This window comes from Sphingopyxis sp. Soil_C_28 (assembly GCF_057657055.1).
In genome coordinates, this window is sequence record NZ_JBDGJE010000004.1 from 214,950 (window position 1) to 230,613 (window position 15,664).

The window sequence follows — 15,664 nt, forward strand, 5'->3', positions numbered from 1 at the left end:
CGGCCATCTTGCGCGCCAGCTTGGCCGTGCTGGTCGAAAAGAGGGGTGGCTAGGCGCCGTGGCACGCCTCGCAAAGCGCGGCGATGATCCGCTGCATCTTGGGGTCCGAGAGGCTATAGTATCGCGTCTGCGCTTCGGCGCGTAGCGAAACGATCCCCCGTTCGCGCAAGCGAGCGAGGTGCTGCGATACCGCCGACTGCGACAATCCGCTGATCTCGGTCAGCTCCCCCACCGATACTTCACGCTCGTTCATCTGACACAGCATCAAAAGACGCTCGGGGTTCGCGAGTAGCTTGAGGTAATCCGCCATTCCATGCGCGTCGCGCTTGAGGATCGAGAGGTCGGTCGGCTTGGTCATGGAGAGAGACTTCCTTCGCGGCCATCGTCGCGCAGGACGATGTAGATCGCGGGAATAACCAGCACCGTGAGAAGTGTCGAGGAGGCAAGACCGAAGAGCAGCGAGATGGCGAGCCCCTGGAAGATCGGGTCGCTCAGGATCGTCGCGGCGCCGATCATCGCCGCTGCCGCGGTGAGCACGATCGGTTTGAAGCGGATCATACCCGCCTCGAGAAGCGTATCGCGCAGCGGCTTGTCAGGCTTTTTCGCATGATTGATGAAGTCGACGAGCAGGATCGAGTTGCGCACGATGATCCCTGCAAGGGCAATGAAGCCGATCATCGAGGTGGCGGTGAACGGCGCACCGAACAGCATATGGCCAAGCACGATGCCGACGAGTGTCAGCGGGATCGGGGTGAGGATGACGAGGGGAATAGTGAAGCTACGGAACTGTCCGACGACGAGCACATAGATGGCGAGCAACGCGACCATGAAAGCGGCGCCCATGTCGCGAAACGTCACCCAGGTGATTTCCCACTCGCCGTCCCAAAGCAGCGTTGGCACCTGTTCGTCGTCGGGCTGGCCGTTGAAGCGAATGACGGGTTTCGTCATCCCGTGCGCCCGCCAGTCAAACGCCTCGATCGCATCGTCGACCGCGAAAATGCCATAGATCGGCGCTTCATAATCGCCCGCGAGTTCGGCGGTGACCATGTCGGCGGCACGGCCGTTGCGGCGGAACAGCGTCGGCGATCCCGATTCTTCATGCGCGCTCACGACCTCGCCCAGCTGCACCAGTCGGCCGCCGGGGCCCATGCTCGCGACCGGCGTCGCGGCCAAGTCGGCGCTCCAGGTCCGTTGCGACTGGGCAAGCGCGACCCGGATCGGCAGCGGTTCGCGCCCGTCTCCGCGCGGCGCGTACCCGACCGTCTGCCCGCCGAGCAGCGCGCCGATGCTGTCGAACAGTTGGCGTTCCGAAATGCCATAGGCATCCATTCGCGCGCGGTCGGGGATGAGGCGCAGGCGCGGCCGCGGCGTGCCGAAGCTGTTGTCGACATCGACGACATAGGGGATCGTGCGGAACAATTTCTCGACCTGCTCGGCGGTCCTGCGCCGCGTCGCTTCGTCGGGGCCATAGATTTCGGCGAGCATCGTCGCCAATACCGGCGGTCCCGGCGGTGTCTCGACAACCTTGATCGATCCGCCCGCGGGGAGCGGCAGGGCTGCATGGAGCCGTTCGCGCAGGTCGAGCGCGATCGCGTGGCTCGAACGGTCGCGCTCGTCCTTCGGCGCAAGCGTGACCATCAGGTCGCCCATCTCGGGGCGGCTGCGCAGGAAATAATGTCGAACGAGGCCGTTGAAGTTGAAGGGTGCCGAGGTGCCAGCATAGGCCTCCATCGATCGCGCTTCGGGCAATTGCCGCACGACCGCCGCCGCCGCGTCGAGCGTCCGGCCGGTGGTTTCGAGCGAGGTGCCTTCGGGCATGTCGAGGACCAGCTGCACCTCCGACTTGTTGTCGAAGGGCAGCAGTTTCACCGTCACCGCCTTGAAATAGAACATCGAGCAGGCGACGAGCGTCGCGGCGCCGACCGCGATCAGGAAGGTGCGCGCACTCTTGCGGTCGCGGATCACGCGGGCCGCAACGCGGCCATAGAGCGCACCCAGCTTGCCGCCCGTCGCATGGTCGTCATGACCATGCACCAACGCATCTCGGGCAAAGCGCACCATCAACCACGGGGCGATGATCACCGCGACAAAGAAGGAAAAGAGCATCGCCGCCGACGCATTGATCGGGATCGGTGCCATATAGGGGCCCATCAGCCCCGAGACGAAGAGCATGGGCAGCAACGCCGCGACCACAGTCAGCGTCGCGATGATCGTCGGGTTGCCGACCTCGGCAACCGCATCGACCGTGGCGTCGATCCGGCTGCGTCCATCAGCCATTGCCCAGTGGCGCGCGATATTCTCGATCATCACGATCGCATCGTCGACGAGGATGCCGATCGAGAAGATCAGCGCGAACAGGCTGACACGGTTGATCGTGAACCCCATCAGGTTCGAGGCGAACATGGTGAGCAGGATCGTCGTCGGGATGACGACCGCGGTCACCGCCGCTTCGCGCCAGCCGATCGCAAAGCCGATCAGGATGACGATCGACACGGTGGCGAGGCCGAGGTGAAAGATCAGCTCGTTCGCCTTTTCGTTTGCCGTTTCGCCATAGTTGCGGGTGATGGCAACATCGACCCCAGCGGGGATCAGCGTGCCGCGCAACGCCTCGACGCGTTCAACGACGGCTTGCGAGACGTTGACGGCATTGGCGCCCGGACGCTTGGCGACCGCAAGGCTGACAGCAGGCGCCATCGACCAGTGTCCCCCTTCGCCCTTCGCCCAGCGCCACGCGCGCGCCTGCTCTTCGCTCGGCCCCTGCGTCACGGCGGCAATGTCGCGAAGATAGACCGGGCTGCCGTTTGCCGCGCGGACCGTGATCATGGCCAATTCCCCGGCGCTGCGCACCGTCTGGCCCGCCACGACCGCGGTTGCCGCGCCGCGCTCGCGCACCGAGCCGAGCGGAAAGCTGCGGTTGGCCTGCGCCACCGCGTCCATCAGTGCGGCGAGCGAGACGCCATGCGCGGTGAGCTTTGCCGGATCGGGAACAATCCGAAGCTGCTCCTCCTGCCCGCCCGCGATGAAGGTGAGCCCGACGTCATCTACCTTCGCGACTTCGGTGCGCAGCCGCACGGCAAGAGCGTGCAGCGCGGCTTCGGTCCATTCTCCTTTGGCGCCCGGTTTCGGCGCGACGGTGAGCACGACAATCGGGACGTCGCTAATCCCGCGCACCGTCACTTGCGGCGGCTGCACCCCGGCCGGCAATTTGTCCATGTTAGCCGACAGCCGCTCGTTGACTCGGGTCGCGGCATCGTCGGCGTTCGATCCGACGAGGAAACGCGCGGTGACCATCACCCCGTCATCTTCGGCCTGCGTATAGACATGCTCGACGCCGTCGACGCTTTTGACGATCGTCTCGAGCGGCTTGCCGACGATTTCGATCGCATCGCTCGCCGACAGGCCGGGGGCGGCAACCATCAGATCGACCATCGGGACGCTGATCTGCGGCTCCTCCTCGCGCGGGATCGTCATGATGGCAAGCAGCCCGACGAGGATCGCCGCGAGCAGCATCAGGGGAGTCAGCGGGCTCTGGATCGTAGCGCGGGTCAGCCGCCCGGAGATACCGAGATTCATTTGCGCATTCCGGCCTGCACCGCGATCAGCGTATCGCCTTTGGCGGCGCCCGAGAGGATTTCGACGCGCGCGGGGTCGTCGGTGGGGGCGATCTGCACCGGAACCCGCGACGTCGCATCCTTGCCGACCCGGAGCGTCACATAATCGGTACCATAGGTGGTTTCGACGAAGCGGCGCGGCACGATGAGCGCCTGCCGTTCGCCGACCGCGACGCGCGCGGTGACGCGGCGGCCAACCATTTGGCTGGGCAAGCCCGGAATCTGGACATCCGCTGACATCTGGCCGCCGGTGACCGACGGATAAACGCGGCTGACTGTCGCACGCGGCGCGATGGGTGCGGCGTCGTTCGCCAGCCCCGTCGCGATCACGGCGCTCCCGACGCGTATCTTGTCGCCGAGGGTTTCGGGGAGTTCGAGGCGCAGCACCATCGGCCCCGAGGTAATCGTTGCGATCGATGTACCCGGGGCGACCGCCGAGCCGGCGGGAACCGGCGCGACGAGGACGCGACCCGCCGAAGGGGCGACAACCGCGCCCTGTCCGGCAACCGCACCCACCGCCGATTGCTGCGCCCTCGCGGCGTTGACCTGCGCGCGCGCAGCGCGTGCGCCGGCTTCGGCCTGATCGAGCCGCGCCTGCGCATAGACCCCATTGGCGTGCAGATATCTGACGCGCGCCAGTTCGGCCTCGGCTTGCGCGGCCTGCGCCTGCGCCGCCGCCGCCTGCGCGCCAAAGGCGGCGCCTTCATAGCTGAGCCGGCTATCGACGATGCGGCCGATGACCTGGCCCTTTCGCACCATATCGCCCTCGCGCACGCTCAGGCTGTCGAGGATGCCGGAAATGCGCGCGCGCGCGTCTGCCATGTCGACGCTGGTGACAAGCGCACCGACATCCTTCCAATCGGTGACGGTCGAGGGCGCCAGACGCAACTGCTCGCCCGAGATCGCCGCGCTCTTTTCAGCGGGTGCGTTCGTCGATTCATTGCCGCTGCATGCGGAAAGCGACACCCCGACCGCGAACAGCGCGACGGCGACGAAGGAAGGGCGCACCACTGCGGTCACCCTGCAACGACCGGCAGGCCGGCGGCGCGCCAGGCCGTCAGTCCGCCCGCAAGGTGCGTGTCGATATCGGGCCGCGCCGCCGCCGCCTTTTCGAGCGCCATCGCCGAGCGTCGCCCCGCAGCGCACATCAATATGACCGGTTTGTCGCCGTCCACCGGCAAGGCGCTGGCGCGAAATCGCGATAACGGCATCGAGAGCGCGCCCGCGACATGGCCCGCTGAAAATTCATCCGCTTCGCGCACATCGACCAGAATTGCCCGCTTCTGGTCGAGCAAGGCGGCGAGTCCCTGTGCGGGAATCTCCTTATAGCGCGGGCGGCGGAACAGGCTCAGCATCATGGAACTCCTCGGTTGGCCGGCACATTATCCGGCGCCGCTAAATTGCGATACTGCTAATATTACTTAGTTGTAATATGCGCAATATCTAATATTATGCTCTCGACATTGCGCCCGACTCGCCGGACCGGCCGCAAATCCGACCATTCGAACAAGCCGGAGGCGACGCGCCCCGGTACAAGGAGAGAGACATGCCATTGCCGCGGATCGTCGTTCTGGGTGCCGGGCTCGGCGGCACGATCGCCGCCTATGAAATTCGCGAGGCCGTCAACGGCAAGGCTGAGGTGACGGTGGTCTGCGACCAGGAAGATTACTGGTTCGTCCCCTCCAACCCCTGGGTCGCGGTGCGCTGGCGCGAACCCGAAGCGATCCGCGTTCACCTGCCCCCGGTGATGCAGCGCAAGGGCATCGGCTTCACCGCGCTCGGTGCAAAGCGGGTTCATCCGAAGGACAATCGGCTCGAGCTGAACGATGGGTCCTATGTCGATTACGACTATCTCGTCATCGCAACCGGCCCCGAACTCGCCTTCGACGAGATCGAGGGCTTCGGTCCCGATGCAAACACCGTATCGATCTGCTCGACGCATCATGCGTCTGCTGCGGCGGATGCCTTCGACCGCTTCTGCGAAAACCCCGGCCCGATCGTCGTCGGCGCGGCGCAGGGCGCCTCCTGTTATGGCCCTGCCTATGAATTCGCGATGATCCTCGACACCGAGCTCAAGCGGCGCAAGCTCCGCGACAAGGTGCCGATGACCTTCATCACCGCCGAACCCTATATCGGCCACCTCGGCCTCGACGGTGTCGGCGATACCAAGGGACTGCTCGAAAGCGAATTCCGAAACCGCCACATCAAATGGATCACGAATGCGCGGGTCACCAGCTTCGAGCCAGCCATGGCGCATGTCGAGGAGATTGCCGAGGACGGCAGCCTCAAGGCGAAGCACGACCTGCCCTTCGCCTATTCGATGCTGCTGCCCGCCTTTCGCGGCGTCGATGCCGTGTTCGGGATCGAGGGCCTGACCAACCCGCGCGGCTTCATCCTCGCCGACAAGCATCAGCGCAATCCGACCTTCGCCAATGTCTATTCGCTCGGCGTCTGTGTCGCCATCCCGCCGGTCGGCCCAACGCCGGTCCCCGTGGGCGTGCCCAAGACGGGATTCATGATCGAATCGATGGTCACCGCCATCGCCCAGAATCTGAAACTCGAGATCGACGGCAAGCCGCCGATCCACGAGGCGACGTGGAACGCCGTTTGCCTTGCCGATTTCGGCGACGGCGGCGTCGCCTTTGTTGCGCAGCCGCAGATCCCGCCGCGCAACGTCAACTGGTCGTCGTCGGGCAAATGGGTGCATTTCGCCAAGATCGGCTTCGAGAAATATTTCCTGCGCAAGGTCCGCAAGGGCGAGAGCGAGCCCTTCTACGAAAAGCTCGCGATGCATGCGCTTGGCATCAAGAAACTCCGCTTCTGACGAAAGGATAAGTCCCATGAATCTCGATCGTGCCGTGCTGCGCTTCGCCGGCTTCATTGTCCTCTTGAGCGTTGCGCTCGCGTGGTTCGTGCATCCCTGGTGGATCGCCCTCGCCGCCTTTGCAGGGCTTAATCTGATCCAGGCAAGCTTCACCGGCTTCTGCCCTGCGGCCATGCTGTTCAAGCGCCTCGGCGTGCGCTCGGGCACCGTCTTTCGGTGACACCCGCCCCCTTCCGGATGGCCGTCAGCCTGGCAGCCTTATGTTTGCCGGGCGCCGCGTCGGCGCAGGACCTGACGAGCGCGATTGTCGACGCGCGCGCGCATTCGCCCGCGCTGGTCGTCGCCGACGCCGAAGCGGACGCTGCCAACGCGCGGCTCGCGCAAGCGCGCGCGGCGGCGGGTCCGACAGCGCGTCTCGAGGGAAGCGTCGGCTATGGGCGGCTGGATCCGGGGGGCTATTTCGGCCTGACCGCTGATGACGTGACGCCGAGCGCGATCCAACTCGTCGGCGAATATCCGCTCTATGCGGGCGGACGAATTGCATCGGCGATCGATCAGGCGGCGGCAGGCCATCGCGCGGCAAAGTTGGGCATCGATATGGCGCGGCAGAATCTGACACTCGCTACCGTGTCGAGCTACGCCGAGGCGCTGACCGCGCGCGAGATGGTCGCCAGCTACTCCGGGCTTGTCACCGCGCTCGACGAGATCGTGCGCCACGCGGGACTGCGCTATGACGTCGGCGATGCGACGAGCAGCGAGGTCGCTCAAGCCAGAGCGCGCCGCGCCGAAGGGCAGGCGGGCCTCGTCCAGGCGCAGGGGCGGCTCACAGCGGCCGAAGCGAGGCTTGAACGGCTGACCGGCAAACCGGTGGGCACGCTGGCACCGTTGCCGCCTCGCCCCGAGGTGCCGGCATCGCTCGGCGAGGCTGTCGAAGCGGCAATCGGAGCCAACGTCATGCTGGCGCGGGCCGATGCTGGCGTCGATGGCGCCGGGGCCGGTGTACGCGCCGCCAAGGCGAGCAATCGCCCGGCCATTGGTGTGTTTGCCGAGGGAGCGCGCGTCCGCGACCAATTTTTCCCCGACTATCGCGCCGATAGCATCACCGTGGGACTGCGCGGCCACTGGACTTTTTTCGACAGCGGCGCGGGGAGCGCACGGGTTCGCGAAGCACGCGCCAATATGACGGCGAGCGAAGCCCGGCTTCGTCAGGCGCGTGACGAGGTGACACAGGCAGTAGTCGAAGCCTGGAGCGGGCTCGAAAGCGCGGAACGCGGGCTCGATGCCGCGCGCGAGGGCGACACGGCCGCGCGCGAGGCGCTACGCGGTTCGCGGCTCGAGGTGCGCTCGGGTGCTAGGCCGCCGCTCGCCGAACTCGATGCCGAGCGCGAGGCGATCGCAGCCACGGCGCGCCTGGCCGAAGCGCAGGCTGCGGTGCAGGTCGCCGCGTGGCGGCTGCGGCTGCTGTGCGGGATCGAATAGGCCGCGGCTCGACTTCCGTCGCTTCATCATTATATTAGATATTTATAATATTATAGGATTGTCCGATGATCGATCTCCACCGCCACAAGGCCGCCGCCAAGATCGAAGCCGCGCGCCGCTCGGGAAAAATTCCCGTCGTCCGCACCTTTTTTGACGAAGCGACCTTCACGGCCACGCACGTCGTCCACGACCCCGCGACGCGCGCGGCCGCGATCATCGACAGCGTGCTCGATTTCGACCAGCCGTCGGGCCGCACGAGCCACCAGTCTGCCGATGCGATCATCGACTATGTCCGTGCCGAAGGCCTGAGCGTCGAATGGCAGATCGAAACGCACGCGCATGCCGACCATCTCTCGGCGGCGCCCTATCTGCAGGAAAAGCTCGGCGGCCGGATCGTCATCGGGGAGCATATCAAGACGGTGCAAACGGTGTTCGGCGAGATTTTCAACGAGGATGATCGCTTCGCCCGCGACGGATCGCAGTTCGACCGGCTGATGGACGATGGCGAAACCTTCCGGCTCGGCGCAATCGAGGGGATCGTGCTCCACACGCCGGGACATACGCCCGCGTGCATGGTGTGGATCATCGGCGACGCGCTGTTCACCGGCGACACCTTGTTCATGCCCGATTATGGCACTGCGCGCGCCGATTTTCCCGGCGGCGACGCGCGCACGCTCTATCGGTCGATCCACCGGCTGCTCGCGCTTCCGGGCGAAACACGCGTCTTCCTCTGCCATGACTATAAGGCGCCCGGGCGCGACACCTACGCATGGGAAACAACGATTGCGTCCGAACGCACCTCGAACGTGCATGTCCACCATGGCGTGAGCGAAGACGCATTCGTCGCGATGCGTGAGGCACGCGACAAGACGCTGGCGATGCCAAAGCTGATCCTGCCGTCGGTGCAGGTCAACATGCGCGGCGGCCGCCTGCCCGAACCCGAGAGCAACGGCACGCGGTACCTCAAGCTTCCGCTCGACATTCTCTGAACGCCGGCGCGATGCCCGATCCCGCCACACTTGATCTTGCACAGATGATTCTCGGCGCGCTGTCGGGCGTGCTCGTCGGCTTCACGCTCGGGCTCGTCGGCGGCGGCGGGTCGATCCTTGCCGTACCGCTGATGGTCTATCTCGTCGGCGTGCCACAGCCCCATGTCGCCATCGGCACCGCGGCGCTCGCCGTCGCAGCCAATGCGTCGGTGGGACTCGCCAATCATGCCCGCGCGGGCAATGTCCGCTGGCCTTGCGGCGCCACTTTCGCCGCCGCCGGGGTCGTCGGCGCCTTGGCCGGGTCGACGCTCGGCAAGAGTTTCGACGGCGACAAGCTGCTCTTCCTCTTCGCGCTGCTGATGATCGCGATCGCAGTCGTCATGCTGCGTCGGCGCGGGCAAGCGGGCGACCCTGGGGTACGGATCAGCCGTGAAAATGCGCCGCGCCTGCTCGGTTACGGCCTGGGTAGCGGCGCCTTCAGTGGTTTCTTCGGGATCGGCGGCGGCTTCCTGATCGTCCCTGGCATCGTCGCCGCGACGGGCATGCCGATGATCAACGCCGTCGGCACTTCGCTCGTCGCGGTCACCGCGTTCGGTCTCACTACCGCGGCCAACTATGCTTGGTCGGGCCTTGTCGACTGGCAGCTTGCGGGCGTGTTCATCGTCGGCGGTGCGCTGGGTAGCTGGGTCGGGATGAAGGGGGCACAGCGGCTTTCGGCGCGCTCCGGTCGGCTCAACACGCTGTTTGCGCTGCTCGTTCTGGCCGTCGCCGCTTTCATGCTCTATCGCAGCGCGGGGCCGATGCTCGTCTAGCGCAGCGCCTCATTTACACGATATCGCGAATTATATATGCAGCATGCAGACAAAGGATTCCGCATGCCCGATACCGACGCGCCTCGCCCTTCCCGCCCGCTCCGCATCGGCGATGTCGCGCCTGATTTCATCGCGCGCAGCACCGCAGGGCCGGTGCGGCTCAGCGATTATCGCGGCGAATGGCTGCTCTTCTTTTCACACCCCGGCGATTTCACCCCGGTTTGCACCAGCGAGTTTGTGGCGATCGCTCGCGCATCCGATCGGTTCGCCGCGCTCGACTGCGCTTTGCTCGGACATTCGGTCGATAGCCTCTTTTCGCATCTTGCGTGGATCCGCGCGATCCATGACGACCTGGGCGTCACCATAGCCTTCCCGATCGTCGAGGATAGTTCGCTCGAGATCGCGCATGCCTTTGGCATGGTCGATGCCGCGTCGCAAAATGCTACATCGGTGCGCGCCACCTTTTTCATCGATCCCGAGGGGATCGTCCGCGCGCTGACGGTCTACCCGCCCTCGGTGGGCCGCTCGGTCGAAGAGTTGCTGCGCACACTTGCTGCACTTCAACGCACGAACGACGGGTCGGCAATGACCCCCGAGGGCTGGACGCCGGGCGCCGATATCCTGCTGCCGCCGGCCATGCTTGCAGGTGACGCGCTGACTGCAAAAGCGGCCACCGGATGGTTCTATACGATCGCGCCGGACAAGGCAGCGACGGACGCCGCGGAATGACCGGCGGGCCTGAAAGCGACGACGAACTGGTCGAACTGCTGCGCGTCCTCGGGCACCCGGTGCGGCTCAAGCTGGCCTTCGCAGTCGGCGCCGGCGAACTCGCGGTCGGCCAGATAGAGAACGCGACCGGGGTCGCCCAGCCGCTGCTCAGTCAACAACTCGCTGTGCTGCGCAAGGCAGGGATTGTCGAAACGCGGCGCGAAGCGAAGCAGATTTTCTATCGCCTGAAGCGCGAAGCGCTGGCACCGATCCGCACCCTCGCCGACCGCTTCGACGATCGATCCGACGCGCCGCCGTCCGGCGATGGCGGCGCCAGCGCGGCTCATTTCGCACGCATTCTGCGCTAGAGCGGCAGGCGCCGCGTCACGAGCCCGATCATGGCGGGCCGGTGACTGACAAGGATCAGCCCGGTTGTCGTCGCCGCGAGCCAGCCATCGAGATGCGCAACCAGCCGCGCCTCTGTTACCGCGTCTAGCCCTTCGGTCGGTTCATCCAGCAGAAGGAAGGGCCGACCTGCAAGCAGCGCGCGTGCGAGCGAGAGCCGCTTGCGCTCGCCGCCCGACAGGCGCGCGCCATCATCGCCAAGCCAGCAATCGAGCCCGCCAGGCAACGCGGCGACAAATTCGTCAGCGCAGACAACCGCGAGCGCCGCCTCCATCGCGGCGCGGTCGATGCCGGGCCGCGCCAGCGCGAGATTGTCGGCGACGGTCCCCGCGATCATCGCGGCATCCTGCGCCGCTAACGCGAACAACGCACGGCGGGCTGCAAGCGGGATGTCGGCGGCGGGGATACCCCCGATGCGGGTCAGCTGCGGCGCATCGTCGCGAAGGCCCGCAAGCGTTTCGAGGATCCGCGTCTTGCCGCTCCCCGACATGCCGACCAGCGCGACGCGATCCCCCGGCTCGATGCGATGGTGCTGGCCGACGAGCTCAATCTCGACGATCGCGGCGGCGGGCGCGATCGCTGCGGGCCTTACTAACGGCTCGGGGAACATCGTATCGAGCCGTTCGCGCGCGCCCTGACTCTTCCAGCGCTGGAGATCGAGGCGCACGAGCGCACCGACAATTTCCATTGCGCCCGCCGCGGCGAGCGCCGCGAGCGCGACCAGCGGCGCGCTCGCTGAGGCGAGAGACACGACCGCCGCGACCGATGCTCCGGTCAGCGTCCAGTGCGCAAGACCAAGCCACGCGTCGGCATGGGCGAGCGCAAGGCGCGCCCGATGAAGCGGCGCCTCGGCATCGGACAGCGCCGCGCGGACATCGGCGGCGAGGCCGTAAACCAGAAGATCGTCCGCCCCCGACGCCAGTTCGACGTAACGCGTCTTCAACAATCCGAGCGCGGCGCTTTCGGCCGCGAGCGCCGGTGCGACCCGTCGCGCGCCGATCGCGCGCCCGACAAGAACACTGGACGACGCGGCGACGAGCAGCACGACCGCGGGCCCCGCCCCGGCCAGCGCGGCGAGACCGCCCGCGCCGATGAGGGTCGCGGCCCCCGAAGGCAGCAATGTGCTGCGCAGCAGCGCCTCTTCGAGTGCCTGCACATCCTCTCCAAGCCGCGCGGCAACGTCGCCGCGGCCGTGGAGCAGCGCGGCCGGGGGCGGCGCATCGACCAACCGGGCGAAAAGCCGGGTACGAACGTCGGCCAGCGCGAACAGCATCGCCTGGTGGCTGAACAGCCGTTCGCCATAGCGGGCTAGGGTTCGCAAGATGGCGAGCCCGCGGATCGCCGCGCTGGGGATCAGATAGTTGAATGCCTGGACCGCCATCACCCCGCCAAGTCCCGCAAGCGCCGCGCCCGACAGGAACCAGCCCGACACTGCAAGCAGGGCTACGGCAGCGAGCGCGGCGATCGCGGCCGAGACCATGCCGAGCGCGACGGCCCGGCATTGCCCCCGTCGGGCTTTGGCGATCAGATCGGCGATCATGCGAGCAGCACCTCAGTATCGGCGATGGCGGCCAGCAGCGGATCATGCGTCGCAACGACCAGCAGCCGCGTTTCGGCGGTGCGCCGAAGCAGCGCGACGATTGCCTGTGCCGTGGCTGCATCGAGGTCGGCGGTCGGCTCGTCGAGGAGGAGGATAGGGCGCGGCGCTAAAATCGCGCGCGCCAGTCCGATGCGGCGCCGCTCGCCGCCCGACAGACCACTGCCGCGATCATCGAGCGTCCAGTCGATACCCCCGCCGCGCGCCGCCAGCAGCGGCGTCAGTCCGAGCGTATCGAGCAGCGCCAGTGCTTCGCTTTCTTCGCTTGCCCATCGATCGAGCAAGAGGTTCGCGCGCAGCGTTCCGGGAAGCAGCAGCGGCCGTTGGCCCGCCCAGCCGCAATGCGGCGCCAGCGCCGCCGGAGCGGCAGCCTGGCCGCCGACCCGCAGACCGGCCGTTTCGACGGGAACCTGTCCGATCAAGGCACGAAGCAGACTGGTTTTTCCCGAACCGCTCGGCCCGGTGATCAGATGAAGCCCCGGCGTATGCCACTCGGCCGACAGGGGACCGATTGCGGCGCCATCGGCATGGCGAATTGTCCAGTTCGTCAGCGCCAGTCCCGACAAACCGTCCCATATCCACCGGTCAGGAACAGCTATCCCGAGATGCGCCTCCTCGACCGCCAGCGCCGCCAGCGCCGCTTCGCCCTGCTGCTTGTCGTGATAGGCGGCGGCCAGCCGGCGCATCCCGACATAGAATTCGGGCGCCAGGGCGAGGACGAAGAAGGCGCGGCCGAAATCGAGGCGTTCAGGGACCTCGAAAGGCAGCAGTCCGAGCAGGGAGAAGCCGCAATAGACCGCGACAAGCGCGACCGCGAGGGCGCTGAAGAACTCGAGGATCGCGCCAGAGGCAAAGGCGATACGCAGCACCCCAAGCGTGCGCTCCGCGAGGTCGTGCGCCGCCGCGCCGATGTGCCGCGTCACGCGCCCTTCGGCACCATAGGCCAAGATCAGCGGCAGCGCCCGCACGCGATCGACGAACAGGCCGCCGAGCCGCGACAGCGCGCCGAGCTGCGCGTCGCTGGCGCTGCGCGCCGCGCCGCCCGCCAGCGCCATGCCGATCGCAAAGGGGATCAGCGTCGCGAGCAGGATCGCCGATGCAACCCAGCTCGCCGGCAGCGCCGCAAGCGCGATCAGCAGGGGGGAGAGGACCGCGGCGCGCCTGAGCGGCAGAAAGCGCGCGACATAGGGTTCGATGCGATCAATGCCGGTGATAGCGAGTTCGGCGTTTTCGCCGATCAGCCGCTGACGCGCGGCGGCGCCGATCATCAGCGCGGGCGCGATGCGGGCCCGCAAGGCGCTTGCGTTTGCCGCGCCGCGGCGCAGTCCAGCGACCCCGCCGGCGCCCTGCCCCAGAGCGCGCAACGCCGCTGCGGCGATAAGCAGCGCTATCCAGGCGGCCGCGCCAGCGCCGCGCGCGCCTTCGCCCGAGACGACCATCGCGAGCAGCTGGGTGAGCGCCCACGCGAAAAGGACCGCCGCGGCGGCGTCACCGAGCCAAGCGGCAATGGCAAGTCGGCTCGCGCGCATGCCATCGAACGGGACATTCTGACCGGTTGACATTTTTCTTATATTCATACATTCTTATATTCATTAAATGACGTGCCCGCAAGCGATGCGGCGCGCCGTCCGAGTCGCCGTTCAGGAGTGACGCCATGGATCTGGCTGTAGTCGAACTTTCCCGTCTGCAATTTGCACTGACGGCCATGTATCATTTTCTGTTCGTGCCGCTCACTCTCGGCCTCTCCTTCATGCTCGTGATCATGGAGAGTATCTATGTCATCACCGAGCGCGAGATCTGGCGCACCATAACGCGGTTCTGGGCCAAGCTGTTCGGAATCAACTTCGTTCTCGGGGTGGCCACCGGGCTGACGATGGAATTCGAGTTCGGCATGAACTGGTCCTATTATTCGCACTATGTCGGCGACGTTTTTGGCGCGCCGCTGGCGATCGAGGGGCTGATGGCCTTTTTCCTCGAGGCGACGTTTGTGGGATTGATGTTCTTCGGCTGGGACAAATTGTCCAAGCGGGGACATTTGCTGGTGACCTTCCTCGTCGCCCTGGGGTCGAACCTGTCAGCGCTCTGGATCCTGATCGCCAACGGCTGGATGCAGAATCCGGTCGGCTCGCGCTTCAACAGCGACACCATGCGGATGGAGGTCGCCGACTTCTATTCGGTACTCTTCAATCCGGTCGCACAAGCGAAGTTCGTCCACACCGTCAGCGCCGGCTATGTCACCGCCTCGGTCTTCGTTGTCGGCATTTCGGCCTGGTATCTGCTGCGCGGTCGCTTCACCGCGCTCGCCAAGCGCTCGCTGACCGTCGCGGCCGCCTTCGGCCTCGCCTCGTCGCTGTCGGTCGTCGTGCTCGGCGATGAGTCGGGCTATGCGCTCACCGACAACCAGAAAATGAAGCTCGCCGCGATCGAGGCGATGTGGCACACCGAAAAGGCGCCCGCCGGGCTGACGCTGATCGGCTTCCCCTCGGTCACCGACCGCACGACATATTATGAGATCAAGATACCCTATGTTCTCGGGCTCATTTCGACGCGCAGCCTGACCGGGCAAGTCCAGGGGATCAACGAGCTCGTCCTCCACGCGCAGGAACGTATCGAAAGCGGCCAGATCGCCTATGGCGCGCTCGAAGCGCTGAAAGCCGACCGCACCGATGCCCCAGCGCGCGCGACTTTCGAGCAGCATCGCGCCGACCTAGGCTATGCACTGTTGCTCAAGCGCTATGTCGCCGATCCGCAGGCCGCGAGCCCCGACCAGGTGATGAAGGCGGCGTGGGACACGGTCCCGAACGTGCCCGTCACCTTCTGGCTGTTCCGCCTGATGGCCGGGCTCGGCTTCTTCTTCATCGGCTTCTTCGCCCTCGCCTTCTATTTCGCGACCGTGCGGCGGTTCGACGTGAAATGGTTCCTGCGCCTCGCCGTTCTGATCATTCCGCTTCCATGGATCGCCATCGAAATGGGCTGGGTGCTCGCCGAATATGGCCGCCAGCCGTGGGCGATCGAGGGCGTGCTTCCCACTTTCCTCGGCGTATCGAGCCTGACGGTGGCGCAGCTCTGGACGACGATCGTCGCGTTCACTTTGCTCTATGGCGGGCTCGCGGTGATCGAAGTGCGGCTGATGCTCGCCAGCATCCGCAAGGGACCAGAGCCGAAACGCAGCGCCGACAGCAGCGTCGGCACGACCGCCAATCCCGGCGCGGGCTATGCCCCGCTGCCCGCCGAATAAG

General features: G+C 66.2%; 14 protein-coding genes. 8 read left to right on the forward strand and 6 right to left on the reverse strand.

From position 1 onward, the window contains the following. Nucleotides 1-49 precede the first annotated feature (49 nt). From AC3A43_RS18235 to AC3A43_RS18250, 4 genes are read right to left on the reverse strand one after another with little or no spacing between them, the layout of a single operon-like run. On the reverse strand, nt 50-358 hold the full coding sequence (locus AC3A43_RS18235) for an ArsR/SmtB family transcription factor (RefSeq protein ID WP_487793985.1): 309 nt from the start codon (nt 356-358) through the stop codon (nt 50-52). Then, nucleotides 355-3,573: an efflux RND transporter permease subunit gene (locus tag AC3A43_RS18240; RefSeq protein WP_487793986.1), complete on the reverse strand. Its 3,219-nt coding sequence runs from the start codon at nt 3,571-3,573 to the stop codon at nt 355-357. The genes AC3A43_RS18235 and AC3A43_RS18240 overlap by 4 nt, the downstream gene beginning before the upstream one ends. Then, a complete protein-coding gene (locus tag AC3A43_RS18245; protein WP_487793987.1) occupies nt 3,570-4,622 on the reverse strand; it encodes an efflux RND transporter periplasmic adaptor subunit in 1,053 nt (350 codons plus the stop codon). The genes AC3A43_RS18240 and AC3A43_RS18245 overlap by 4 nt, the downstream gene beginning before the upstream one ends. Nucleotides 4,623-4,627: 5 nt before the next feature. Next, the gene (locus AC3A43_RS18250; protein WP_487793988.1) at nt 4,628-4,969 is read right to left on the reverse strand and encodes a rhodanese-like domain-containing protein; all 342 of its coding nucleotides are present in this window, start codon (nt 4,967-4,969) and stop codon (nt 4,628-4,630) included. A gap of 188 nt (nt 4,970-5,157) precedes the next feature. Between AC3A43_RS18250 and AC3A43_RS18255 the strand changes: the two genes are divergently transcribed. From AC3A43_RS18255 to AC3A43_RS18285, 7 genes are all read left to right on the forward strand, one after another. Next, nucleotides 5,158-6,435 (forward strand): NAD(P)/FAD-dependent oxidoreductase, encoded by a 1,278-nt coding sequence (locus AC3A43_RS18255; RefSeq protein WP_487793989.1) that lies wholly within the window; start codon nt 5,158-5,160, stop codon nt 6,433-6,435. A gap of 16 nt (nt 6,436-6,451) precedes the next feature. Beyond that, nucleotides 6,452-6,655, forward strand: coding sequence for a YgaP family membrane protein (locus AC3A43_RS18260; protein ID WP_487793990.1), 204 nt, complete (start codon nt 6,452-6,454; stop codon nt 6,653-6,655). Beyond that, nucleotides 6,652-7,914 (forward strand): TolC family protein, encoded by a 1,263-nt coding sequence (locus AC3A43_RS18265; protein WP_487793991.1) that lies wholly within the window; start codon nt 6,652-6,654, stop codon nt 7,912-7,914. Before AC3A43_RS18260 ends, AC3A43_RS18265 begins: the two co-directional genes overlap by 4 nt. A gap of 65 nt (nt 7,915-7,979) precedes the next feature. After that, nucleotides 7,980-8,903, forward strand: coding sequence for an MBL fold metallo-hydrolase (locus AC3A43_RS18270; protein WP_487793992.1), 924 nt, complete (start codon nt 7,980-7,982; stop codon nt 8,901-8,903). Nucleotides 8,904-8,914: 11 nt separating this feature from the next. Further along, nucleotides 8,915-9,715, forward strand: a complete 801-nt coding sequence (locus AC3A43_RS18275) for a sulfite exporter TauE/SafE family protein (RefSeq protein ID WP_487793993.1) — start codon at nt 8,915-8,917, stop codon at nt 9,713-9,715. A 63-nt stretch (nt 9,716-9,778) separates the two neighbouring features. Continuing rightward, nucleotides 9,779-10,444 carry a peroxiredoxin gene (locus AC3A43_RS18280; protein ID WP_487793994.1) on the forward strand — a complete coding sequence of 222 codons (666 nt, stop codon included), beginning with the start codon at nt 9,779-9,781 and terminating at the stop codon, nt 10,442-10,444. Then, the gene (locus AC3A43_RS18285; protein WP_487793995.1) at nt 10,441-10,791 is read left to right on the forward strand and encodes a metalloregulator ArsR/SmtB family transcription factor; all 351 of its coding nucleotides are present in this window, start codon (nt 10,441-10,443) and stop codon (nt 10,789-10,791) included. Before AC3A43_RS18280 ends, AC3A43_RS18285 begins: the two co-directional genes overlap by 4 nt. Here the strand turns inward: AC3A43_RS18285 and AC3A43_RS18290 are convergent. Continuing rightward, a complete protein-coding gene (locus AC3A43_RS18290) occupies nt 10,788-12,368 on the reverse strand; it encodes an amino acid ABC transporter ATP-binding/permease protein (protein WP_487793996.1) in 1,581 nt (526 codons plus the stop codon). The genes AC3A43_RS18285 and AC3A43_RS18290 overlap by 4 nt on opposite strands. Further along, nucleotides 12,365-13,987, reverse strand: a complete 1,623-nt coding sequence (locus AC3A43_RS18295) for an ATP-binding cassette domain-containing protein (RefSeq protein WP_487793997.1) — start codon at nt 13,985-13,987, stop codon at nt 12,365-12,367. The genes AC3A43_RS18290 and AC3A43_RS18295 overlap by 4 nt, the downstream gene beginning before the upstream one ends. Before the next feature lie 92 nt (nt 13,988-14,079). Here AC3A43_RS18295 and AC3A43_RS18300 point away from each other — a divergent pair, with 92 nt between their 5' ends. Continuing rightward, nucleotides 14,080-15,663 (forward strand): cytochrome ubiquinol oxidase subunit I, encoded by a 1,584-nt coding sequence (locus AC3A43_RS18300; protein WP_487793998.1) that lies wholly within the window; start codon nt 14,080-14,082, stop codon nt 15,661-15,663. Nucleotide 15,664 lies beyond the last annotated feature (1 nt).

Bases quoted from the DNA above. Each gene is read 5' to 3' on its own strand.
- AC3A43_RS18235 (WP_487793985.1), bottom strand. From the start codon at position 358: ATGACCAAGCCGACCGACCTCTCGATCCTCAAGCGCGACGCGCATGGA.
- AC3A43_RS18240 (WP_487793986.1), bottom strand. From the start codon at position 3,573: ATGAATCTCGGTATCTCCGGGCGGCTGACCCGCGCTACGATCCAGAGC.
- AC3A43_RS18250 (WP_487793988.1), bottom strand. From the start codon at position 4,969: ATGATGCTGAGCCTGTTCCGCCGCCCGCGCTATAAGGAGATTCCCGCA.
- AC3A43_RS18255 (WP_487793989.1), top strand. From the start codon at position 5,158: ATGCCATTGCCGCGGATCGTCGTTCTGGGTGCCGGGCTCGGCGGCACG.
- AC3A43_RS18260 (WP_487793990.1), top strand. From the start codon at position 6,452: ATGAATCTCGATCGTGCCGTGCTGCGCTTCGCCGGCTTCATTGTCCTC.
- AC3A43_RS18270 (WP_487793992.1), top strand. From the start codon at position 7,980: ATGATCGATCTCCACCGCCACAAGGCCGCCGCCAAGATCGAAGCCGCG.
- AC3A43_RS18275 (WP_487793993.1), top strand. From the start codon at position 8,915: ATGCCCGATCCCGCCACACTTGATCTTGCACAGATGATTCTCGGCGCG.
- AC3A43_RS18280 (WP_487793994.1), top strand. From the start codon at position 9,779: ATGCCCGATACCGACGCGCCTCGCCCTTCCCGCCCGCTCCGCATCGGC.
- AC3A43_RS18285 (WP_487793995.1), top strand. From the start codon at position 10,441: ATGACCGGCGGGCCTGAAAGCGACGACGAACTGGTCGAACTGCTGCGC.
- AC3A43_RS18290 (WP_487793996.1), bottom strand. From the start codon at position 12,368: ATGATCGCCGATCTGATCGCCAAAGCCCGACGGGGGCAATGCCGGGCC.
- AC3A43_RS18295 (WP_487793997.1), bottom strand. From the start codon at position 13,987: ATGTCAACCGGTCAGAATGTCCCGTTCGATGGCATGCGCGCGAGCCGA.
- AC3A43_RS18300 (WP_487793998.1), top strand. From the start codon at position 14,080: ATGGATCTGGCTGTAGTCGAACTTTCCCGTCTGCAATTTGCACTGACG.